Consider the following 21,201-nt stretch of genomic DNA (forward strand, 5'->3'; position numbering starts at 1 on the left):
GGACCTAATGCCGCCGCGTCGCGGCAAGCTGGTCGGCATGGCGCCATTCCAGCGCGGATTTCAGGGCAAGCGTCACCAGCGCCAGCAGCGCCAGCACCCCCGCCAGCGAAAAGGCCGCGACCGAGAGGTATTCGTTGTAAAGCATCTCGATCGCGATCGGCATGGTCGCGGTCTGGCCCCGGATCTTGCCCGAGACGACGGCGACCGCGCCGAATTCGCCCATCGCGCGGGCGTTGCACAGCAACACCCCGTAAAGCAGCGCCCATTTGATATTGGGCAGGGTCACGGTCAGAAAGCACCGCCAGCCCGAGGCGCCAAGGGTCAGCGCAGCTTCTTCTTCGGCGCGGCCCTGCTCGACCATCACGGGGATCAACTCGCGCGCGACGAAGGGAAAGGTCACGAAGACGCTGGCAAGCACGATGGCGGGCAATGCGAAGACGATGGGATAGCCCATCGACACCAGCCAGCCGCCAAGGGCGGTATTCGCACCGAACAGCAGGACCAGCGACAGCCCCACCACGACCGGAGAGATCGAGAAAGGCAGGTCGATCAGCGTGATCAGCACGGCCTTGCCGCGAAAGTCGAACTTGGTGATCGCCCATGCGGCGGCGATCCCGAAACCCGCGTTCAGCGGCACGGTGATCGCCGCGACCGTCAGCGTCAGGCGGATGGCCGAGACCGCCTCGGGCCGGGTCAGCGATTGCAGCGCGCTCGCGGCGCCGCGGCGGGTGGCCTCGACAAAGATGATGCCAAGGGGCGCCAGCACCAGCAGGACCAGAACGGCAAGGCAAAGGGTGATCAGGGTCACGCGCGTGGCGCGGCTTTCCTGGGTGACGGGCTGCCGGCGGGTCACGGGTGCTTCCTTTTCCAGGGGGGTGGCAAGGGCGATATCAGACATCTCCGACCCTCCGGCGGCTCCAGATCTGGATCAGGTTGATGACCAGAAGCAGGGCGAAGGACACCAGCAGCATGGCGATGCCGATGGCGGATGCCGCGTCATAGTTGAACTCCTCCAGCCGGATGACGATCAGCAGGGGCGCGATCTCGGTCCGCATCGGGATATTGCCCGCGATGAAGATGACCGAGCCGTATTCCCCTACCGCCCGCGCCAGCGACAACGCAAAGCCGGTCAGCGCGGCAGGCATCAGCATGGGCAGGATGACGCGGCGCAGGGTATGGGCGCGGCTCGCGCCAAGCGTGGCCGAGGCTTCCTCGACCTCGCGCTCGATCTCGGCGATGACGGGCTGGACGGTGCGCACGACGAAGGGCAGACCGACAAAGACCAGCGCGATCAGGATGCCCCATTGCGTATAGGCGATGCGGCCCGAAAACTCGACGCCAAGGGGTGAAAGCAGAAAGTTGCCCAGGGGCGCCAGCCAGTCGCGAACAAAGGCGCCGAACAGCCCATTGGGCGCGTAAAGCGCGGTCAGCGCGATCCCGGCGACGGCGGTGGGCAGCGCAAAGGGCAGATCGACGATGGCATCGACCACCCGGCGGCCCGGAAATTCGTAGCGCGCCAGCACCCAGGCAAGGATCACGCCAAAGACCAGGTTGAACAGGGCGGCCAGCAGGGCAAGGCGAAAGGACAGAAACAGCGAGGCCATCACCCGCTCGGTGCCCACGACCTGCCAGTTATTGGCCAGCCCGAAATTCAGCCCGTGCAGGACCAGCGCCCCGATCGGCAGCAGCACGACCAGCGAAAGCATCGTGATCGTGATGCCCATGCCAAGCCCGAAGCCCGGCATGGGGGATTTCGCGACAAGCGCCCGCATCATTTCACCTGATAGATCTGGTCGAAGGTGCCGCCGTCACCGAAATGCTCGTCCTGCGCCTGCCCCCATCCGCCGAATTCCTCGATGCTGACCAGTTCCAGTTCGGGGAAGCGGGCAACGTCCTCGGGGTCGGCGGCGCTGTCGTCCCATGCACGATAGAAGTGCTTGAAGGCCAGCGCCTGCCCCTCGGGGCTATAGAGGAACTCCAGATAGGCCTGCGCCAGTTCGCCCTGCGCCTCGTCCTCGATATTGCGGTCCACGACGGCCACGGGCGGCTCGGTCAGCATCGAGACCGAGGGGATGACGATGTCGAAACTGTCCTCGCCCAGTTCCTCGAGCGCCAGATAGGCCTCGTTTTCCCAGGCCAGCAGCACGTCGCCCAGACCCCGCTGCGTGAAGGTCGTGGTCGAGCCGCGCGCGCCGGTGTCCAGCACCGGGACATTCGCGAAAAGCTGCGTCAGGAATTCCCTGGGATCCTGGTCGTTGCGTTCGGCCCATGCCCATGCGGCCAGGTAATTCCAGCGCGCCCCGCCCGAGGTCTTGGGGTTGGGCGTGATGACCTCGACCCCGTCCTGCACCAGGTCGCCCCAGTCGCCCAGGTTCTTGGGATTGCCCTCGCGCACCAGGAACACGATGGTCGAGGTATAGGGCGAGGAATTATGCGGCAGGCGCGCCTGCCAGTCCTCGGGCAACAACCCGCGCGAGGCGATTTCGTCGATATCCGCGCCAAGCGCCAGCGTGACGACCTGCGCGCGCAGCCCGTCGATCACCGAACGTGCCTGCGAACCCGAACCGCCATGCGAGGTCTCGATCTGCGGGCGGTCGTGGCCCTCGGCCACACGGTGGTTGATGAAGGCCTCGTTGACCTCGCGATACAGCTCTCGCGTGGGGTCGTAGCTGACGTTCAGCAGCGATTGGGCGGCGGCAACATGCGGCGTGACGGCAAGGCCAAGTGCTGCGGCGGCAGCCAGAAGGCGGCGCCCCTGCCCTGTCCGGTCCGGGCCGGTCGTTTGGGTCGCCGATGCTGCGCTGCCCCTAGGGCGAATGGTGGCGGTCATGTCCATCTTCCTTTCTGGCAGGCCCGAGGCCTGACCGTGGTTGATGATTAAATGACGACACAGATGATCGTTTATATCAAGAATAAAAATACCAGAAAGACGGTCGTGTTTAGATTGTTTTGCTTTTCCAATGCCAAGGGGAAAATCCTTCCTGTTGTCCAGGACGGGGCAAAAGGAAAATTCCGCGCGCAACTGCCCGCGAATCGCAAACGCCGCGCATGGGCGCGGCGTCGGGTTGTGCGATTCGGTGAAAAGACCCTATTCTGCGGGCAGGCTTTCGTCGGCCTTGCGGGCCAGCGCCTCGGCGCGGGCGGCAAGTTCGGCCATGCTCTCGGCGACGGTGTTGGGCACGACCGGCACCTCGACCCGCGGCGGATTGGCCTTGAGCCGCGCCAGTTCGCGCTCGGCCGAGGCGGCGCGATCCTCCAGCGCCGAATACTTGTCGGCCAGCATCAGCCCGGCCAGCAGCAGCAGGCGCGGCTCGGGCATGCGCCCGGCCTGCGACAGGATATGCTGGGCCTCGGCGTCCAGCAGGCCGGCGGCGCGGCGCAGCAGGCGCTCTTCCCCCTCCTGGCTGGTCAGGGTGTATTTCTTGTGCCCGATCGTGAAATCAACCTCGGCCATGATCAGCCCCTTTCCTCGCCATCGTTTTCGTCCGAATCCGTCCCGGCGGCATCGGGCGAGGCGCCCAGCAAGCCGTCCAGCGCCTGAAGGATGTCGCCCACCTGCCCGATCTCGGCGTCGCGGGCGGCGCGCAGGGCCTCGATCTCGGCCTCCAGCGCGGCGCGTTCCTCGTCGGCGCCGATCCCGCCGCTGTCGGCCTTGGACAGCAGCAGGCGGTTGGCCTGGCTCAGCCCCTCGTTCGCGGCGGCAAGGCGCGCGGCCTGCGCGCCCATCCGGCCCAGCTTTTCGTGCATCTCGTCCAGCCGGACCTGCAAACCGGCCAGTTCATCGCCTTGCTGCTGCGACCCGCCCCCATCTTCCTGCGCGGCCCGCAACCCCGAGACCGCGCGCTCGATAGAGCGGTCGATACGGTCCAGTGCCGCGATCAAACGCTTTTCGCTGACTGTCAGATCGCCCATCATCGGCCCTGCTTTCCTTTTTTCCCTGTATGCCCGTGTTTGTCATTCCCTGCGCCACAAGACAAGAACACAGCGCGGGTTGCGGCGAATCCATGCGAAGCCTTGCCGTGAAAGCGCGGCTTTTCAGCGGGCAAAGCGCGACCTATAAGGTGACGTCACATCTGGAAGGGACCGCCATGCGCCGCGCCACGATCAGCCGCAAGACGGCCGAGACCGAAATCGAGGTCACGCTGGACCTCGACGGAACCGGCCAATACGACAACCGCAGCGGGGTCGGCTTCTTCGATCACATGCTGGACCAGCTTGCGCGCCATTCACTGATCGACCTGACCCTGCGCGCGACGGGCGACCTGCATATCGACGACCACCACACGGTCGAGGACACCGGCATCGCCATCGGCCAGGCCCTGACCCGCGCGCTTGGCGACAAGCGCGGCATCCGCCGCTATGGCAGCTTCCACCTGGCGATGGACGACACGCTGGTGCGCGCCGCGCTGGACCTTTCGGGCCGTCCCTTCCTTGTCTGGGGCGTCGATTTCCCGACCGAGAAGATCGGCACATTCGACACCGAACTGGTGCGCGAGTTCTTTCAGGCGCTGTCCACCCACGGCGGCATCACGCTGCATGTGGACCGTCTGCACGGCCTCAACAGCCACCACATCGCCGAGGCCGCCTTCAAGGCGGTCGCCCGTGCCCTGCGCGAAGCGGTGGAACCCGATCCGCGCATGGCGGGTATCCTGCCCTCGACCAAGGGCGCGCTGTGATGCGGGTCGCGCTGGTCGATTACGACAGCGGCAACCTGCATTCCGCCGAAAAGGCGCTGGCGCTGGCGGGGCGCGAGGCCGGGGCGGAGGTTCAGGTCACCTCGGACCCCGAAACCGTCCTGCGCGCCGACCGGATCGTGCTGCCCGGCGACGGCGCTTTCCCGGCCTGCCGTGCCGCGCTGGACGCGGTGCCCGGCATGGTCGAGGCCCTGCGCGAGGCCGTCCTGACCCGCGCCCGCCCCTTCATGGGCATCTGCGTGGGGATGCAGATGCTGGCCGATACCGGGTTCGAATATCGCGAAACCCCCGGTCTTGGCTGGATACCGGGCCAGATCCGCGCCATCGACGCGCCCGGCCTGAAGGTGCCGCATATGGGCTGGAACGACCTGCACATCCACCAGCCCCACCCGGTGCTGGACGGCATCGCGACCGGCGATCACGCCTATTTCGTCCACGGCTGGCGATTCGTCACCGCCGACCCCGCGCATCTGATCGCATCAGCCGATTACGGCGGGCCGGCCGCGGCCATCGTCGGGCGCGACAATATCCTCGGCACGCAGTTCCACCCGGAAAAATCGCAGGCCATGGGCCTTCGCCTGATCGCCAACTTCCTGCGCTGGCGGCCCTAGCGCCGCCTGATCCAGCTTTGCGTCCGGCAGAACACCGCCACGCAGCCCGAGACGTTCAGCCGGTCGCCCCGCAATTCCATCTTCGAGCGATAGGTCTTGTCCGCGCCGGGGTCCCAGATCGTGCCGCCGGAAAACTTGCCCCCGCCCTCGGCCACCATGCCAGCGACGATGTTGCGCCCGATATGGGGCGAGGGAACCTCGTTCCCCTGTGCGTCGAACGAGCGGATCAGCCGCCCGCACCAGGCGCCGCCGCAGTCGTAGAACTCGACCATGCCGATATTGCCGTCGTCATTGGCCTGCGTCTGGAATATCCCCCCGATCTCCTGCGCCTGCACCATGCTTGCGGCCAGCGCCATCAAGGCGCCGATTGCCATTCTTCTCATCCGCCGGTCCTCCCTTGCCGATGGCAAAAGGATGCCACGCGCGCCGCGCCGATCAAGCATGACGTCAGGTCGGCAGGTTCCGCCCCTGCGGCATCGGATGGGCTTTCTGATCCGAGCCCGATGTGGCAAAGGAAGCCCGACAGAAATACGGAGCGCCCCGATGATCCTCTATCCCGCCATCGACCTCAAGGACGGCAATTGCGTGCGGCTCTTGCGCGGAGAGATGGAGGCCGCGACCGTCTTCGGCACCGACCCCGCCGCGCAGGCCCGCGCCTTCCAGGACGCGGGCGCGCAATGGCTGCATCTGGTCGATCTGAACGGCGCCTTCGCGGGCCGTCCGGTCAACGGCGGGGCGGTCGAGGCGATCCTCGACGCGATCACCGTCCCGGCCCAGCTTGGCGGCGGCATCCGCGACATGGCGACCATCGAGGGCTGGATCGAGCGCGGCCTCGCTCGCGTCATCCTTGGCACCGTCGCCGTGGAAAACCCCGCGCTGGTGACCGAGGCCGCGCTGGCCTTCCCCGGCAAGATCGCGGTCGGCATCGACGCCCGCGCGGGCCGCGTCGCCACCCGTGGCTGGGCCGAGGAAACCGACGTGATGGCCACCGACCTCGCCCGCCGCTTCGAGGATGCGGGCGTGGCCGCGATCATCTACACCGACATCGACCGCGACGGCGCAATGGAGGGGCCGAACATCCCCGCGACCGAGGCGCTGGCCCGCGCGGTCAACATCCCGGTGATCGCCTCGGGCGGCGTGTCCTCGCTGGCCGATCTGCGCGCGCTGCGGGCGACCGGCGCGATCTCGGGGGCGATCTCGGGCCGCGCGCTCTATGATGGCGCGATCGACCTGGCCGAGGCGCTGCGGGAACTCGCCTGATGTCGGCCATCGTCCGGGCAACGCTGCCCGAGGGCAGCCTGCTGGCGGACATCCGCCGCCCGGACGATTTCCTCGACTGCTACGCCTGCGAAAGTCCCCTGCCCGCACATGAGGCCGCGCGGATCATCGCGGCTTTCCCGCCTTGGGCGGCGGCGCTTCTGCGCCTGCGCAACGGGCTGATGCGCCCCTTCGGGCTGCGCACCGAAGCCCCTGCCGGCGTCCCGACCTTCGGCCCCTTCCCGCTGGACCGTGAAACCCCGGACGAGGTTCTGGTCGGCTTCGACGACAGGCATCTGGATTTCCGCGTCTCGGTCCTGCAACGCGGGGGCCGCATCCATTGCGCGACATGGGTGTGCCCGCATAATCCGGGCGGGCGGGCCTATCTGGCGGCAGTCATGCCCTTCCATGTGCTGATCATCCGCAACGCGCTGGCCCGTGTCCGGCGCGCGGGATAAGCGCGGCCAGCCGGGTGACGCGACAACAATTCCCTATATTTCAAGGGATTATCCATCGAATCGGCTGAGGGGGGCATTAGGTGAGAGGCTGGACAACGACCCAAGCGGGGCTCGTTACGGCTGCTTCCTTCCGGACCTGACCGGGTTGGCGAGGCGCTTGCCCGCGCCAACCTCTCACCGGCACAGATAGGGCCTGTCGCACGCGAATGCAAGGCGGGAATGGGCGCATCCTGCCCTGTTCGCCGATATGCGGCGGCCCCGTCCGCCGCGCAGGGCGGCATGGCGCAGAATCGGCCCCGCCCGCCGCATCCACGGGGCCAAGACAACGCCCCCAACGCAGGCGGCATGAGCAAGAATTCGCTGTCGGCGCGGAAACCTCGACCGCCGGGGCGGCGAGGCGCCGTGGCCGGCCCGGCCCATTGCCGCGCCCCCCGGCTGCGGGCGGTCTGCGTCGATCGGTCGCGCCTTGGCGATACGGCCGCAGGCAGGGCTTGCAGCCGGTCCCCGGCATCGAAAACCAGGCGGTTTCCCCGGCGATCGCCCGGCCTTCCGGCCAGCGTGGCAAGGGCCGGAAGCCATCGGTCCGGGTCATGTCCGATCAGGTCCATGCGCCGGTCCGCCGCCGCGAAAATGCGCGGCCCGGCCCGCGGACGGCCCTTGCCTCTGGGCCGGATTTCAAGGCATCTGACAATTCAGGGTTGTTTTCCGGCCTGTCGGTGTCGTCTGTGCAAGACGTGACGGAACGTAGTAGGGATGGACGTATTTCGGGATGCATCGCCACCCCGCGCATGACAGTTTATCGAGTTCGTTTTTTACGCCGCCCGGCGCATAAGGGTCAGTAATGAAATTCTCCACCAGACAGGATACCGAGCTTTCATCCGAACAGCTTTTCGACGCGCTGGCCGACTTCGACCGGATCGAGCGGCTGCTGACGCGGCGCGGCGCGCTGGTGCGGCGGGTCGATCCGGCGCGCGAACCGGGTGCGGGCATGGCGTGGGAAATCGGCTTCGACTGGCGGGCCAGGCGGCGCGAGGTCCGGCTGGACGTGACCCGCTTCGACCGCCCCGAGGTGATCGAGGTCGAGGGGCGCTCGGAACTGTTCGACGTCGAACTGCAACTGACCGTCATCGCCCTGACCCTGTGCAAGGCGCGGCTGCAATTCGAGGTCAAGCTGCGCCCGCGCAACATGCGCGCGCGGCTGCTGTTGCAGACGGCCAAGCTGGGCAAGGTGCAGCTTGATCGCAAGTTCGCGCTGCGCATCGCGGAATTCGTGGACGACATCACCCGCGCCGCCGTGGCCTGACGCCTTGCGAAAGCGGGCGCCTGCCCTAACCGGAATCGCCGTTGGCGGGGCGGCCCTGCCGGACACGCAGCGAATCGGCGGGATAGACACCCAGGATATCCAGGCTCGAGGTGAAATAGCGCAGCTCCTCAAGCGCGCGGGCGACGTTGGCGTCCTCGGGGTGGCCCTCGATATCGGCATAGAACTGCGTCGCGGTGAACTGGCCGCCGACCATGTAGCTTTCCAGCTTGGTCATGTTGACGCCGTTCGTTGCGAATCCGCCCATCGCCTTGTAAAGCGCCGCCGGGATGTTGCGCACGCGAAAGACGAAGCTGGTCATCATCAGCCCGTCGCCCGCCGCATTCGTGCGGCGGCTCGCGTCCGGGGTGCGTGACATGACCAGGAATCGGGTGGTGTTGTTGCTGTAATCCTCGATCCCGCCGGCCAGTTCGCGAAGGCCGTAGATCTCGCCCGCGATGGGCGAGGCCAGCGCCGCCAGGTGCGGCTGGCCCCTGTGGGCGACCTCTTTCGCGGAACCGGCGGTATCCGCGCCGGTCACGCCGCCGATGCCGTGCTTGCGCAGGAAGTTGCGGCACTGGCCCAGCAGGACCGGATGGCTCATGGCCTGTGTGACCTGATCCAGCGCGACGCCGGGCAGCGCCAGCAGGCTGATATGGACGCGGACAAAGGTTTCGTCGATGATGTGCAGCCCGCTTTCGGGCAGCAGGTGGTGGATGTCGGCCACCCGGCCATAGGTCGAGTTCTCGACCGGCAGCATGGCCAGTTCCGCCTCGCCGCACCGCACCGTCTCGATGACGTCCTCGAAGGTGCGGCAGGGTTTCACCTCCATCGAGGGGCGCGAAATGCGGCATGCCTGGTGGCTGTAGGCCCCCGGCTCACCCTGGAAGGCAATCACGTTTCTGGTCATCGCTGGCCTCTTGTCCCGGCTTTTTTCCCTGGGGGCGGCGTATTGCCGCTGGATTTGTGTCGCAAGGCGCAGAACTATACCTTGATCCATCCAAGCGAAAGCGGATAGATACGCCCAATTCCACGGAAAGACCGCACAGGGGACCCGCAGAAAATGTTCAATACCATGACCGTCACCAAGGCCGCGGGCGCTTTGATTTCGTCGATGCTTTTTCTGATGCTGGTATCATGGGGCGCGTCCGCCCTGTATCGGGTCGGACCTGATCACCACGGCGACGAAGAAATTGCGCAGGCCTACACCATCCCGGTCCAGGAAGCCGAAGGCGCAGCGGAAGAGGTCGAGGAAGGTCCCGACTTCGCCGAGATCTTCGCCAGCGCCGACCCCGCCGCGGGTGAGCGCGCCTTTGCCAAGTGCCGCGCCTGCCACAAGGTGGACGGCAGCGACGGCGTCGGTCCCCACCTGAACGGCGTCGTGGGCCGCGACGTGGCTGCGGTGGACGGGTTCAACTATTCGGACGCGATGGCCGGTCATGAAGGTGCCTGGGACCCCGACCACCTGCAACAGTTCCTGACCGATCCGCGCGGCTTCGTTCCCGGCAACAAGATGGCCTTTGCCGGTATCCGCAACATTCAGGAACGCGCGGACCTGATCGCCTATCTGGAAGCGAACCCCTGATCGGCTGGCGCGCCCGCAGCGGCGCGCCCTTCCTTTCGCCGACGGGCGCGGGGGCATCGGCTTCCGCGCCCGCTTTCGTTCACGCATTTGCATGTTGAACCCCTGCGCATGGCTGATAGCCTAGCGCGAAACAAGAACCGACGGGACCGATCATATGCGCCAAGCCTTGCTTCTTGCCTCAGCCGCCCTGTTATTCAACGTCGCGCCGGGTGCTGCGCAGGAAGAGGCGATCACTGTCTCGCACGGGATTTCCGTGTTCGGCGAACCGGAACTGCCCGCCGATTTTCCGCATCTAGGCTACGTTGACCCCGACGCGCCCAAGGGGGGCGAGATCTCGATGTCCGCGCAGGGGGGATTCGACAGCTACAACCCCTATACCCACCGCGGCCGCGCTACCGCCGCGTCGGTGATGATGCTTGAGCCGCTGATGGAAAGCGTGGCCGACGAACAGGGCGCGGCCTATTGCCTGCTGTGCGAGACGATCGAATATCCCGAAAGCCGCGACTGGGTGATCTTCAACCTGCGCCCCGAGGCGAGATTCTCGGACGGCTCGCCCCTGACCGCGCATGACGTGCTGTTTTCCTTCGACCTTCTGCGCAACCACGGGCTGTCATCCTATCGCACCGGCATCGCCCAGATGGTCGAGGGGGCCGAGGTTCTGGACGACCACCGCATCAAGTTCACCTTTACCCCCGACTATCCGCGCCGCGACGTCATCCACCAGGTCGGCGGGCATATCGTCTTTTCCCGCGCCGATTTTCAGGAAAACGACCGCGACATCGAACAATCCAGCGCGACCCCCTTCCTGGGATCGGGGCCTTACGTCTTCGACAGCGCCGACATGGGCCGCCGGATCGTGATGCGCCGCAATCCCGACTATTGGGGCAAGGACCTGCCGATCAATGCCGGGCGGCACAATTTCGACCGCATCCGCTATGAATTCTTCGCCGATTACGACAGCGCATTCGAGGCGTTCAAGGCGGGCGTCTATACCTTCCGCAACGAGGTTTCCTCGATCCACTGGGCGACGCGCTATGATTTTCCGGCGCTGAACAGCGGGGCGGTGGTGCAGGAAACCCTGCCCGACGGGCGGATCGCCAACGGCCAGGCATGGGTCTTCAACCTGCGGCGCGAGAAATTCCAGGATATCCGCGTGCGCGAGGCGATCTCGGTCATGTTCAACTTCGAATGGTCGAACGAGACGTTGTTCTACGGGCTGAACACGCGGGTCAATTCCTTCTGGGACAACAGCGAACTGGCCGCCGAAGGCCCCCCATCGCCCCAGGAACTGGCGCTGCTGGAACCGCTGGCCGCCGACCTGCCGGATGGCGTGCTGACCGAGGATGCCGTGGTCCAGCCCGTGTCCTCGGCCAGCCAGCTTGACCGCCGCAACCTGCGCCGGGCCGCCGCGCTCTTGGATGAAGCCGGATGGGAAACCGGCAATGACGGGATGCGCCGCAATGCGCAGGGCGAGGTGCTGCGGGTCGAATTTCTCAACGACAACCAGAGCTTCGACCGCATCATCAACCCCTTCGTGCAGAACCTGCGCGCGCTTGGCATCGACGCCGTCAATGCGCGGGTGGACGACGCCGAGATGACGAACCGCACCCGGTCCAAGGATTTCGACATCGTGACGGCGCATCTGGGGCAAAGCTTCATGATCGGCGGCGGGGCCGAGCAGGTCTTCGGCTCGGACGCGGTGGACGACGTGTTCAACCCGATGGGGCTGGCCAATCCGGCCATCGACGCGCTGATCCGTATGGGCATCAACGCCACTTCGGAGGACGAGATGCGCACGATCATCAGCGCCACCGACCGCGCCCTGCGCGCGCTGCATTTCTGGGTCCCGCAATGGTTCAAGGCCGATTACACGCTGGCCTATTACGACATGTATGGCCACCCCGAGACGATCCCGCCCTATGACCTGGGCGTGCTTGATTTCTGGTGGCACGATGCGGATAAGGCGGAACGGCTGAGGGCGGCGGGCGCGATCCGCTAGACCCGGACAGGCAGCGAAAATAGCAGGATAACGCAAGAACATGCTGGCCTATCTGTCGCGGCGATTGCTGCTGATCATACCGACGCTGATCGGCATCATGCTGGTCAACTTCACCCTGACGCAATTCGTGCCGGGCGGCCCGATCGAGCAGATCATCGCCCGCGTGCAGGGCGAGGGCGACGTGTTCCGCAACATTTCCGGCGGCGGCGATGCGGGGGCGGTGAACGAAGCCTATGCCGGCGCGCGCGGCCTGCCGCCCGAGATGCTGGACCGGCTCGAGGTCCAGATGGGCTTTGCCGAGATCACCTGCCAGCCGGGCTATCAGGGCACCCCCGACCTGCGCGCGCCGGAATGCGAAAAGCAACAGATCAGCGCGCCGCGCCGCTTCCTCATCATGATGGGCAACTACCTGCGGTTCGATTTCGGGGTCAGCTTCTTCCGCTCGATCTCCGTGGTCGATCTGGTGGTGGAAAAGATGCCGGTGTCGATCACGCTTGGCCTGTGGTCCACGCTGCTGGCCTATGTCATCTCGATCCCGCTTGGCATCCGCAAGGCGGTCAGGGCGGGAACGGCCTTCGACACATGGACCAGCGGCATCATCATCGTGGGCTATGCGATCCCGTCCTTCCTGTTCGCGGTGCTGCTGATGGTGTTGTTCGCGGGCGGATCCTACTGGCAGATATTCCCGCTGCGGGGCCTGACCAGCGACAATTTCGCGGACCTCAGCCTGTGGGGCAAGGTCAAGGACTATCTGTGGCACATCACGCTGCCTGTGGTGGCCACGACGATCTCCAGCTTTGCCACGCTGACGCTCTTGACCAAGAACAGTTTCCTCGATGAGATCAACAAGCAATATGTCATGACCGCCCGCGCCAAGGGCCTGACGGAAAGGCGCGTGCTTTACGGCCATGTCTTTCGCAACGCCATGCTGATCGTGATCGCGGGCTTTCCGGCGCTGTTTCTGGGCGTGTTCTTCGGCTCGTCCATCCTGATCGAGCTGATATTCTCGCTGGACGGCCTTGGGCGGCTGGCCTTCGAGGCGGCGGTGCAGCGCGACTATCCGGTGATCTTCGGCACGCTTTACGCCTTCGGGCTGATGGGGCTGCTGGTGGGCATCCTGTCGGATGTGATGTATGTGCTGATCGACCCGCGCATCGACTTTGAAAAGAGGGCGGGCTGATGGCGCTATCCGAACTCAACCGTCGCCGGTTGCGCAACTTCCGCCGCAATGGCCGGGCCTTCTGGTCGCTGGTGATCTTTTCGGTGCTGTTCGTGCTGTCGCTGTTCGCCGAACTGATCGCCAACGACAAGCCCATCGTCGTCAGCTATCGCGGAGAGCTGTATTTCCCCGTCTACAACTTCTATTCTGAACGCACCTTCGGCGGCGATTTCGGGACCGAGGCGATCTATACCGACCCCGGCGTTCAATGCCTGATCCGCACCGGCGGGCGGGAAGAATGCTGGGACGACCCCGAGGGCGTCGAGGCCGAGGCCGCCGCCAGCGGCACCGTCGCGGGCGAGGCGGTCGAGCAGGGCTGGATGGTCTGGCCGCCGATCCCCTATCACTACCGCACCATCAACAACGTCGGCACCGCCCCAAGCGCGCCCGATGCGCGGCATTGGCTGGGCACCGACGATACCGCGCGCGACGTGCTGGCCCGCGTGATCTACGGCTTCCGCCTGTCGATCCTGTTCACGCTGATCGTGACCACCTGCGCCTCTGTCCTGGGGATCGCGGCGGGGGCGGTGCAGGGCTATTTCGGCGGGCGCACGGACCTGTTCTTCCAGCGTTTGCTGGAAATCTGGTCCTCGACCCCGTCGCTTTACGTCATCATCATCCTGTTTGCGATACTGGGGCGAAGTTTCTGGCTCTTGGTCTTCATTACCATCCTGTTCGGCTGGCCTGCGCTGGTCGGCGTCGTCCGGGCCGAGTTCCTGCGCGCGCGCAATTTCGAATATGTCCGCGCCGCCCGCGCGCTTGGGGTCAGCGACCGGGTCATCATGTTCCGCCATATCCTGCCCAATGCGATGGTGGCGACCCTGACGATGCTGCCCTTCGTGGTGACGGGTGCGATCTCGGGGCTGGCGGCGCTGGACTATCTTGGCTACGGGCTGCCCAATTCGGCGCCCTCGCTGGGTGAGCTGGCCTTGCAGGCCAAGCAGAACCTGCAAGCGCCCTGGCTGGGCTTCACCGCCTTTTTCACCTTCGCGATCATGCTGTCGCTGCTGGTCTTCATCTTCGAAGGCGTGCGCGATGCTTTTGACCCCAGAAAGACCTTCGCATGAGCCCGGTCCTGAGCGTCGAAAACCTGCGCGTCGGCTTTACGCAGGATGGCCGGCAGGTGCTGGCGGTCAAGGGCGTCAGCTTCACCGTCGGGCGGGGCGAGACCGTGGCGCTGGTCGGCGAATCGGGGTCGGGCAAGTCGGTCACCGCGCTCAGCACCGTGCGGCTGCTGCCCGCCTCGGCCCATCTGGAAGGGTCCGTCAGATACGAGGGGCGCGAGCTGATCGACGCGCCCGAGGCGCAGTTGCGGGCCGTTCGCGGCAATGACATCAGCTTTATCTTCCAGGAACCGATGACCTCGCTCAACCCGCTGCACACGCTGGAGCGGCAACTGGCCGAAAGCCTTGGGCTGCATCAGGGCCTGCGCGGACGCGCGGCAAGGGCGCGGATCATCGAACTGCTGACCCGCGTCGGCATCCGCGATCCCGAAACCCGGCTGGACGATTTCCCGCATCAGTTTTCCGGCGGCCAGCGCCAGCGCATCATGATCGCGATGGCGCTGGCCAACGGTCCCGAACTGCTGATCGCCGACGAACCCACCACCGCGCTGGACGTCACCATCCAGGCCCAGATCATGGAACTGCTGGCCGAGTTGAAGCGGGCCGAGGGGCTGTCGATGCTGTTCATCAGCCACGACCTTGGCCTTGTGCGCCGCATCGCCGACCGCGTTTGCGTGATGAAGGACGGCGAGATCGTCGAGCAAGGCCCGGCGGCCCGGCTTTTCGCCGATCCGCAGCACGAATACACCCGCAAGCTGCTGGCGGCCGAACCGACCGGCTTTGCCGATCCCATCGCGCAGGGCGCCGAAACCATCGTCCAGACCCGCGATCTGCGCGTCTGGTTCCCGATCAAGCGCGGCTTCCTGCGCCGCACCGTCGGCCACGTCAAGGCGGTGAACGCGGCCTCGCTGTCGGTCAGGACGGGCGAAACGCTTGGCATCGTGGGCGAATCGGGGTCGGGCAAGACGACGCTGGCGCTGGCGATCATGCGGCTGATCGAAAGTGAGGGGCCGATCCTCTATCTGGGACAGGATATTTCCAAATGGTCCTCGGGCCGGTTGCGGCGGTTGCGGCGGGACATGCAGATCGTCTTTCAGGACCCCTATGGCAGCCTGTCGCCGCGCATGACGGTCGAGCAGATCATCGCCGAGGGCCTGGGCGTCCACGGTCTTGAACCGGGCCGCGACCGGCGCGAGATGGTGGGCGAAATCATGGCCGAGGTCGGATTGGACCCCGCCGCCATGCACCGCTATCCGCATGAATTTTCCGGCGGCCAGCGCCAGCGCATCGCCATCGCCCGCGCCATGATCCTGCGGCCCAGGGTGGTCGTGCTGGACGAACCCACCAGCGCGCTGGACATGACGGTTCAGGTCCAGATCGTCGAATTGCTGCGCGGCTTGCAGAAAAGGCACGGGCTGGCCTTCCTGTTCATCAGCCACGACCTGCGCGTGGTCCGGGCCATGTCGCACCAGATCATCGTCATGCGCGCGGGCGATATCGTCGAACAGGGCAGCAGCGAGGCGGTCTTTACCGATCCGCAGCACGAATATACCCGCCAGCTCTTGCAGGCGGCGCTTGGGAAGCATGGCGAAAGCGGCCCATGAAGATCCTGTTCGTCCACCAGAACTTTCCGGGCCAGTTCCTGCACCTCGCCCCGGCGCTGGCGGCGCGCGGGCATCGGGTCCTGGCCCTGACGGACGAGGAAAACCAGCGCCCGGCGGGGGTCGAGGTCGTGCGCTACAAGGCGCCCGGCAAGGAACATCTGGCCCGGAACCTTGGCAAGACCTATAGCGAATATGCCGAACGCGGCTGGATGGCGGCGCGTGGCTGCCGGGCGCTGCGCGACCGGCACGGCTATGTCCCCGACGTGATCTTCGGCCATTCCGGCTGGGGCGAGACGCTGTTTCTGCGCGAGGTCTGGCCCGATGCCCGGCTGCTGATCTATGCAGAACTGATGTATAATACCCAAGGTCAGGACGTCGGATTCGACCCCGAGACGGGCAGCGATTCGCTGGAGGCCCGCGTCTCGACCGTCGCGCGCTCGGCCCATCTGCTGCAAGGGCTGGTGCAGGCCGACGCGGCGCTGTCGCCGACCCATTACCAGGCCGGAACCTTCCCGCCCGAATTGCGTGGCAAGATCACGGTGATCCACGACGGGATCGACACCGAAAAGGTGCGGCCCGACCCCGACGCCCGCCTGACGCTGCCGGGCGGGCGCGTGCTGCGCGCGGGCGATGAGGTGCTGAGCTTCGTCTCGCGCTCGCTGGAGCCTTACCGGGGGTTTCATCGCTTCATGCGTGCCCTGCCCGAGGTCATGCGCGCCCGCCCCGATGCGCAGGTCGTGCTGGTCGGGGGCGACGGGGTCAGCTATGGGCAGCGTCCGAAGGGCGCCGAAAGCTGGAAGGCCCGGATGCTGGCCGAACTGGACGGGAAACTGGACCTTGGGCGCATCCATTTCCTGGGCCGGGTCAGCTATGCCGATTACCTGTCGCTGCTACGGGTGGCACGGGTCCATTGCTACCTGACCTATCCCTTTGTGCTGTCGTGGTCGCTGACCGAGGCGATGGCGGCGGGCTGCTATATCGTCGCCTCGGACACCGCACCGGTGCGCGAACTCGTCACGGATGGCGAAACCGGGCGTCTGGTCGATTTCTTCGATCAGCCGGGGCTAGAGCGCGCGTTGATTCGCGGGCTGGCGCAACAGGACCCCGATGCCGCCGCGATTCGCGAAAACGCGCGGCAGCGGATCGTCGCGGATTACGACTTCCGAACCCGGTCGCTGCCCCGGCTGATCGAATGGGTCGAAAGCTTCGCACCGTAACGCAAAGGGGCCGCAGACGCGGCCCCCTGCCTGTCGGATCAGGCCGCCGGTCAGATCACGCCGAAGGCGCGCATCGGTTCGGCCACGCGGATGAAGCCCGAGATATTGGCGCCGATGATGTAATCGCCCGGCGCGCCGAATTCATCGGCGGTCTCGAAGCAACTGTCGTGGATGTCGCGCATGATGTCGGCCAGCTTGCTTTCGGTCTTCTCGAAGCTCCAGCGATCGCGCGAGGCGTTTTGCTGCATCTCCAGCGCCGAGGTCGCGACGCCGCCCGCATTCGCCGCCTTGCCGGGGCCGAACTTTATCCCGGCTTCGCGGAAGGTGCGGATCGCCTCGGGGGTGCAGGGCATGTTGGCGCCTTCGCCGACGGCCAGCACGCCGTTCTGGATCAGCTTCTTGGCATCCTTGCCGGTCAGTTCGTTCTGCGTGGCCGACGGCATCGCGACCTGGCAGGGCACATCCCAGATCGAGCCGTCGCCGGACTTGACGAAATAGACGCCGTTGCCTTCGCCCTTGATGCGCACATATTGCGAGACCCGGCCGCGGCGCACCTCCTTGATTTCCTGGATCAGCGCAAGGTCGAGGCCGTTTTCGTCCACGATATAGCCCGAACTGTCCGAGCAGGCGATGACTTTTCCGCCGAATTCCTGCACCTTTTCAATAGTGTAGATCGCGACATTGCCCGAACCGGAAACCACCACGGTCTTGCCGTCGAAATCGTCGCCCGTGGTTTGCAGCATCGAGCGGGTGAAATAGGTGTTGCCGTAGCCGGTCGCCTCCTTGCGCGCCAGCGAGCCGCCGTAAAACAGCCCCTTGCCGGTCAGCACGCCCGCCTCGTAACGGTTGGTCAGGCGTTTGTACTGTCCGAAGAGATAGCCGATCTCGCGCGCGCCGACGCCCATGTCACCGGCGGGCACGTCGGTATATTCGCCAAGGTGGCGGTAAAGCTCGGTCATGAAGCTTTGGCAGAAACGCATCACCTCGCCGTCCGAGCGGCCCTTGGGGTCGAAGTCCGATCCGCCCTTGCCGCCGCCGATGGGCAGGCCGGTCAGCGCGTTCTTGAAGGTCTGCTCGAAACCCAGGAACTTGATGATGCCGACATTCACCGAAGGGTGGAAGCGCAAGCCCCCCTTGTAGGGGCCCATGGCCGAATTGAACTGGACGCGGAAGCCGCGGTTGATCTGGACGCGGCCCGTGTCGTCGGTCCAGGGGACGCGGAAGATGATCTGGCGCTCGGGTTCGCAGATGCGTTCGATCAGCGCATCCTCGATATAGTCGGGACGTTTTGCGACCACCCTGCCAAGGCTTTCGAGAACTTCGCGGACCGCCTGGTGGAACTCGGACTCGCCGGCGTTGCGGCGGACGACCTCGTCGAAGATGGGTTCGAGTTTGTCATCGAGAATGGTCAAGATGTGTCTCCAATCAGGTTGGCCTTGCATCACAAATGTGCAATCTGCTGCGCTGATAGAGCAAAAACTGGACAAGAAAAAGATGGTTTGCCGCTGCGAGAGGCAGTCGATGCCGGGCCAGGTGGAGAGGTGGGCGTTTTGGGTATTTGGATGATGAAGAAGATGCCGGGGCCGCGCCCCGTGCCCTGCGCCTTGGGCTTTGCATCCTTTCGCGCCCGGGGGTATCAGCCCCGGTCATGAGCAAAGCGTTTTCCTTTTCGGTCGCGGCCACCGACGGCCCGGCCCGCACCGGCACCATCGCCACCCCGCGCGGCGAGATCCGCACCCCCGCCTTCATGCCCGTGGGCACCGCCGCCACGGTCAAGGCCATGCTGCCCGAATCCGTGCGCGCCACGGGGGCGGATATCTTGCTGGGCAATACCTATCACCTGATGCTGCGGCCGGGGGCCGAGCGGATCGCGCGGCTTGGGGGGTTGCACCGTTTCATGAACTGGGAACGGCCCATCCTGACCGATTCGGGCGGGTTCCAGGTGATGAGCCTGGCCGGCCTGCGCAAGCTGACCGAAGAGGGGGTGACGTTTTCCAGCCATATCGACGGCTCGCGCCATGTGCTGACGCCCGAGCGCAGCATGGAGATCCAGCGGCTGCTGGGTTCGGATATCGTCATGGCCTTTGACGAATGCCCCGCCCTGCCCGCGGGCGAGGAAGAGGTCGCGCGTTCGATGCGCATGTCGATGCGTTGGGCACAGCGGTCGCGGGACGCCTTCGGCGACCGGCCCGGTCATGCGCTGTTCGGCATCATGCAGGGCGGCGTCACCCGCGAATTGCGCGAGGAAAGCGCCGGGGCGCTGAAGGCCATCGGTTTCGAGGGCTATGCCATCGGCGGCCTTGCCGTCGGCGAGGGGCAGGAGGCGATGTTCGGCGTCCTGGACTATGCGCCCGGTTTCCTGCCTGCGGACAGGCCGCGTTACCTGATGGGCGTGGGCAAGCCCGACGATATCGTGGGCGCCGTGCAGCGCGGGGTGGACATGATGGATTGCGTCCTGCCCTCGCGTTCGGGGCGGACGGGGCAGGCCTGGACCCGGCGCGGGCAGGTCAACATCAAGAACGCGCGCCATGCCGACGATCCGCGCCCCCTGGACGAGGATTGCACCTGTCCCGCCTGCCGGGGCTACAGCCGGGCCTATCTGCATCACGTCTTTCGCGCGGGCGAGATGATTTCCGGGATGCTGCTGACCTGGCACAACCTGCATTATTTCCAGGAGTTGATGGCCGGGCTGCGCGACGCCATCGCAGCGGGGCGGCTGGAGCGGTTCGTGGCCGAATTCCACGCCCTGCGCGATGAGGGCGATATTGCACCCATGTGACCGGGTGCGGGCCGGGGATCGACGGGGATTTTCCGATTTCCGTAACGTCGCGGGGTATTTGTCCGTTTGTGCCCGGCGCGAAATATGGCAAGAATTCGGTTGCTGCCGCCCGGCAGGCTTTGGCGGAGATGGTTCGAATTGTAACGAATCTTTTGGAACAGCAGGTTTGCAAAGGCGCGCTCGGCTGGGTAGGCACTAGCGAAGATGAGACGCCAGGTTAAGGTCAGTTGCGGATGCCCGCGAAAGAAGTGAAAACGATCAAGACGACGCCGGAACTGGCAGAGTTCTGCGACATCGCCAAGACGCGCCCCTATGTTACGCTGGACACGGAGTTCCTGCGGGAGCGCAGTTATTATTCGCGCCTGTGCCTGATCCAGGCCGCGCTGCCCGCCCCCGGACGGGACCAGCCGGGCGAGGCGGTGCTGATCGACCCGATCGCGGGCGATCTGTCGCTTGAACCGCTTTACGACCTGTTTCGTCACCGCCCGACGGTGAAGGTCTTTCACGCCGCGCGGCAGGACCTGGAGATTTTTTATCACGATGCCGGGGTCCTGCCCCAGCCGCTGTTCGACACGCAGATCGCCGCGATGGTCTGCGGTTTCGGCGAGCAGGTCAGCTACGAGACGCTGGTCAAGCGGATCGCGCGGGCGCCGCTGGACAAGTCCTCGCGCTTTACCGACTGGTCGCGCAGGCCGCTGTCTTCGGATCAGGCGCAATATGCGCTGGCGGATGTGACCTGGTTGCGCCAGATCTACGAACACCTGTCGGGCCGGCTTGAAAAGACCGGCCGGGCGCCTTGGGTCGAGGAAGAGGTGGACGTGCTGCTGACGCCTTCGACCTATGTGACGCGGCCCGAAGACGCATGGCAGCGGGTGCGGACGCGCTCCGGCTCGCCCCGCTTCCTGGCGGTGGTGCGGGAACTGGCGCGGTTTCGCGAAAACTATGCCCAGACCCGCGACGTGCCGCGTTCGCGCGTCTTCAAGGACGATGCGCTGATCGAACTGGCCTCGACCCGTCCGCAGAGCGAGGCGGATCTGGGCAAGTCGCGCCTGCTGCTGCGCGAAGCGCGCAAGGGCGATATCGCCACCGGCATCCTTGCCGCCGTGAAGCAGGGGATGGAGACGTCGGACCTGCCCAAGCCCGCGCAGGACGAGCCGGGCCGGGTCGGCAACCCCGCGCTGTCGGAGCTGCTGCGGGTGCTGCTGAAGGCGAAGTCCGATCAGGCCAATGTCGCGGCCAAGCTGATCGCGTCCTCGTCCGATCTGGATGCCATTGCCTCGGGCGCACGCGATCTGCCCGCGCTGTCGGGCTGGCGGGCCGAGGTCTTCGGCAAGGACGCGCTGCGCCTGGCAAGGGGCGAGATCGCGCTGTCGGCGGATAGCGGCAACGTCAAGATCGTGGAAGTTGGCTGATC

21 protein-coding genes and 1 other RNA gene are annotated in these 21,201 nt (G+C 65.7%); 13 read left to right on the plus strand and 9 right to left on the minus strand.

Features of this window, described 5'->3' with window-relative positions; translation table 11 throughout:
* Positions 1 to 4: 4 nt before the first annotated feature.
* From cysW to Q0O97_RS11110, 5 genes are all read right to left on the minus strand, one after another.
* The gene (gene cysW / locus Q0O97_RS11090) at positions 5 to 898 is read right to left on the minus strand and encodes a sulfate ABC transporter permease subunit CysW (protein WP_294928867.1); all 894 of its coding nucleotides are present in this window, start codon (positions 896 to 898) and stop codon (positions 5 to 7) included.
* Positions 891 to 1,772: a sulfate ABC transporter permease subunit CysT gene (cysT, locus tag Q0O97_RS11095; protein ID WP_294928870.1), complete on the minus strand. Its 882-nt coding sequence runs from the start codon at positions 1,770 to 1,772 to the stop codon at positions 891 to 893. The genes cysW and cysT overlap by 8 nt, the downstream gene beginning before the upstream one ends.
* Positions 1,772 to 2,830: a sulfate ABC transporter substrate-binding protein gene (locus Q0O97_RS11100; RefSeq protein ID WP_294928872.1), complete on the minus strand. Its 1,059-nt coding sequence runs from the start codon at positions 2,828 to 2,830 to the stop codon at positions 1,772 to 1,774. The genes cysT and Q0O97_RS11100 overlap by 1 nt, the downstream gene beginning before the upstream one ends.
* A gap of 258 nt (positions 2,831 to 3,088) precedes the next feature.
* On the minus strand, positions 3,089 to 3,454 hold the full coding sequence (locus Q0O97_RS11105; RefSeq protein ID WP_294928875.1) for a cell division protein ZapA: 366 nt from the start codon (positions 3,452 to 3,454) through the stop codon (positions 3,089 to 3,091).
* A gap of 2 nt (positions 3,455 to 3,456) precedes the next feature.
* A complete protein-coding gene (locus Q0O97_RS11110) occupies positions 3,457 to 3,912 on the minus strand; it encodes a hypothetical protein (RefSeq protein WP_294928878.1) in 456 nt (151 codons plus the stop codon).
* Positions 3,913 to 4,088: 176 nt separating this feature from the next.
* On the opposite strand from Q0O97_RS11110, the gene hisB reads away from it, so the two are divergent.
* Both hisB and hisH read left to right on the plus strand, forming a co-directional pair.
* Positions 4,089 to 4,676 (plus strand): imidazoleglycerol-phosphate dehydratase HisB, encoded by a 588-nt coding sequence (gene hisB / locus Q0O97_RS11115; protein ID WP_294928881.1) that lies wholly within the window; start codon positions 4,089 to 4,091, stop codon positions 4,674 to 4,676.
* The gene (gene hisH, locus Q0O97_RS11120) at positions 4,676 to 5,305 is read left to right on the plus strand and encodes an imidazole glycerol phosphate synthase subunit HisH (RefSeq protein ID WP_294928884.1); all 630 of its coding nucleotides are present in this window, start codon (positions 4,676 to 4,678) and stop codon (positions 5,303 to 5,305) included. The genes hisB and hisH overlap by 1 nt, the downstream gene beginning before the upstream one ends.
* Here hisH and Q0O97_RS11125 read toward each other — a convergent pair.
* Positions 5,302 to 5,688 (minus strand): DUF2147 domain-containing protein, encoded by a 387-nt coding sequence (locus Q0O97_RS11125; RefSeq protein WP_294928887.1) that lies wholly within the window; start codon positions 5,686 to 5,688, stop codon positions 5,302 to 5,304. The genes hisH and Q0O97_RS11125 overlap by 4 nt on opposite strands.
* Before the next feature lie 160 nt (positions 5,689 to 5,848).
* On the opposite strand from Q0O97_RS11125, the gene hisA reads away from it, so the two are divergent.
* Positions 5,849 to 6,565: a 1-(5-phosphoribosyl)-5-[(5-phosphoribosylamino)methylideneamino]imidazole-4-carboxamide isomerase gene (gene hisA, locus Q0O97_RS11130; RefSeq protein WP_294928890.1), complete on the plus strand. Its 717-nt coding sequence runs from the start codon at positions 5,849 to 5,851 to the stop codon at positions 6,563 to 6,565.
* Positions 6,565 to 7,020: a DUF2867 domain-containing protein gene (locus Q0O97_RS11135; RefSeq protein ID WP_294928892.1), complete on the plus strand. Its 456-nt coding sequence runs from the start codon at positions 6,565 to 6,567 to the stop codon at positions 7,018 to 7,020. Before hisA ends, Q0O97_RS11135 begins: the two co-directional genes overlap by 1 nt.
* A 78-nt stretch (positions 7,021 to 7,098) precedes the next feature.
* Here Q0O97_RS11135 and ffs read toward each other — a convergent pair.
* An RNA gene (ffs, locus tag Q0O97_RS11140) (signal recognition particle sRNA small type) lies at positions 7,099 to 7,197 on the minus strand.
* A 664-nt stretch (positions 7,198 to 7,861) separates the two neighbouring features.
* Here ffs and Q0O97_RS11145 point away from each other — a divergent pair.
* A complete protein-coding gene (locus Q0O97_RS11145) occupies positions 7,862 to 8,323 on the plus strand; it encodes a hypothetical protein (RefSeq protein ID WP_294928895.1) in 462 nt (153 codons plus the stop codon).
* Between the two features lie 25 nt (positions 8,324 to 8,348).
* On the opposite strand, the gene Q0O97_RS11150 is transcribed toward Q0O97_RS11145, so the two are convergent.
* Positions 8,349 to 9,230, minus strand: coding sequence for a prephenate dehydratase (locus Q0O97_RS11150; RefSeq protein WP_294928902.1), 882 nt, complete (start codon positions 9,228 to 9,230; stop codon positions 8,349 to 8,351).
* Positions 9,231 to 9,383: 153 nt separating this feature from the next.
* Here Q0O97_RS11150 and Q0O97_RS11155 point away from each other — a divergent pair, with 153 nt between their 5' ends.
* The 6 genes from Q0O97_RS11155 to Q0O97_RS11180 all read left to right on the plus strand — a co-directional run bounded on the left by Q0O97_RS11155 (position 9,384) and on the right by Q0O97_RS11180 (position 17,008).
* Positions 9,384 to 9,905, plus strand: a complete 522-nt coding sequence (locus Q0O97_RS11155) for a cytochrome c family protein (RefSeq protein ID WP_294928909.1) — start codon at positions 9,384 to 9,386, stop codon at positions 9,903 to 9,905.
* A gap of 154 nt (positions 9,906 to 10,059) precedes the next feature.
* A complete protein-coding gene (locus Q0O97_RS11160; RefSeq protein WP_294928914.1) occupies positions 10,060 to 11,904 on the plus strand; it encodes an extracellular solute-binding protein in 1,845 nt (614 codons plus the stop codon).
* A gap of 40 nt (positions 11,905 to 11,944) precedes the next feature.
* A complete protein-coding gene (locus tag Q0O97_RS11165) occupies positions 11,945 to 13,084 on the plus strand; it encodes an ABC transporter permease subunit (RefSeq protein WP_294928919.1) in 1,140 nt (379 codons plus the stop codon).
* Complete coding sequence (locus Q0O97_RS11170) at positions 13,084 to 14,190, plus strand: ABC transporter permease (protein ID WP_294928925.1); 1,107 nt, start codon at positions 13,084 to 13,086, stop codon at positions 14,188 to 14,190. The genes Q0O97_RS11165 and Q0O97_RS11170 overlap by 1 nt, the downstream gene beginning before the upstream one ends.
* Entirely contained in the window at positions 14,187 to 15,791 is a 1,605-nt protein-coding gene (locus tag Q0O97_RS11175; RefSeq protein ID WP_294928930.1) for an ABC transporter ATP-binding protein, read from the plus strand. The genes Q0O97_RS11170 and Q0O97_RS11175 overlap by 4 nt, the downstream gene beginning before the upstream one ends.
* Positions 15,788 to 17,008, plus strand: a complete 1,221-nt coding sequence (locus Q0O97_RS11180; protein ID WP_294928933.1) for a glycosyltransferase — start codon at positions 15,788 to 15,790, stop codon at positions 17,006 to 17,008. Before Q0O97_RS11175 ends, Q0O97_RS11180 begins: the two co-directional genes overlap by 4 nt.
* A 50-nt stretch (positions 17,009 to 17,058) precedes the next feature.
* Here Q0O97_RS11180 and gdhA read toward each other — a convergent pair whose 3' ends face one another.
* Positions 17,059 to 18,420, minus strand: a complete 1,362-nt coding sequence (gdhA, locus tag Q0O97_RS11185; RefSeq protein WP_294928936.1) for an NADP-specific glutamate dehydrogenase — start codon at positions 18,418 to 18,420, stop codon at positions 17,059 to 17,061.
* A gap of 236 nt (positions 18,421 to 18,656) precedes the next feature.
* Between gdhA and tgt the strand changes: the two genes are divergently transcribed.
* Positions 18,657 to 19,787, plus strand: a complete 1,131-nt coding sequence (gene tgt, locus Q0O97_RS11190) for a tRNA guanosine(34) transglycosylase Tgt (protein WP_294928939.1) — start codon at positions 18,657 to 18,659, stop codon at positions 19,785 to 19,787.
* 248 nt (positions 19,788 to 20,035) lie between these two features.
* Positions 20,036 to 21,199, plus strand: coding sequence for a ribonuclease D (gene rnd, locus Q0O97_RS11195; protein WP_294928966.1), 1,164 nt, complete (start codon positions 20,036 to 20,038; stop codon positions 21,197 to 21,199).
* The last annotated feature ends 2 nt before the right edge of the window (positions 21,200 to 21,201 follow it).

Source organism: uncultured Paracoccus sp. (assembly GCF_945915435.1).
Classification (GTDB): domain Bacteria; phylum Pseudomonadota; class Alphaproteobacteria; order Rhodobacterales; family Rhodobacteraceae; genus Paracoccus.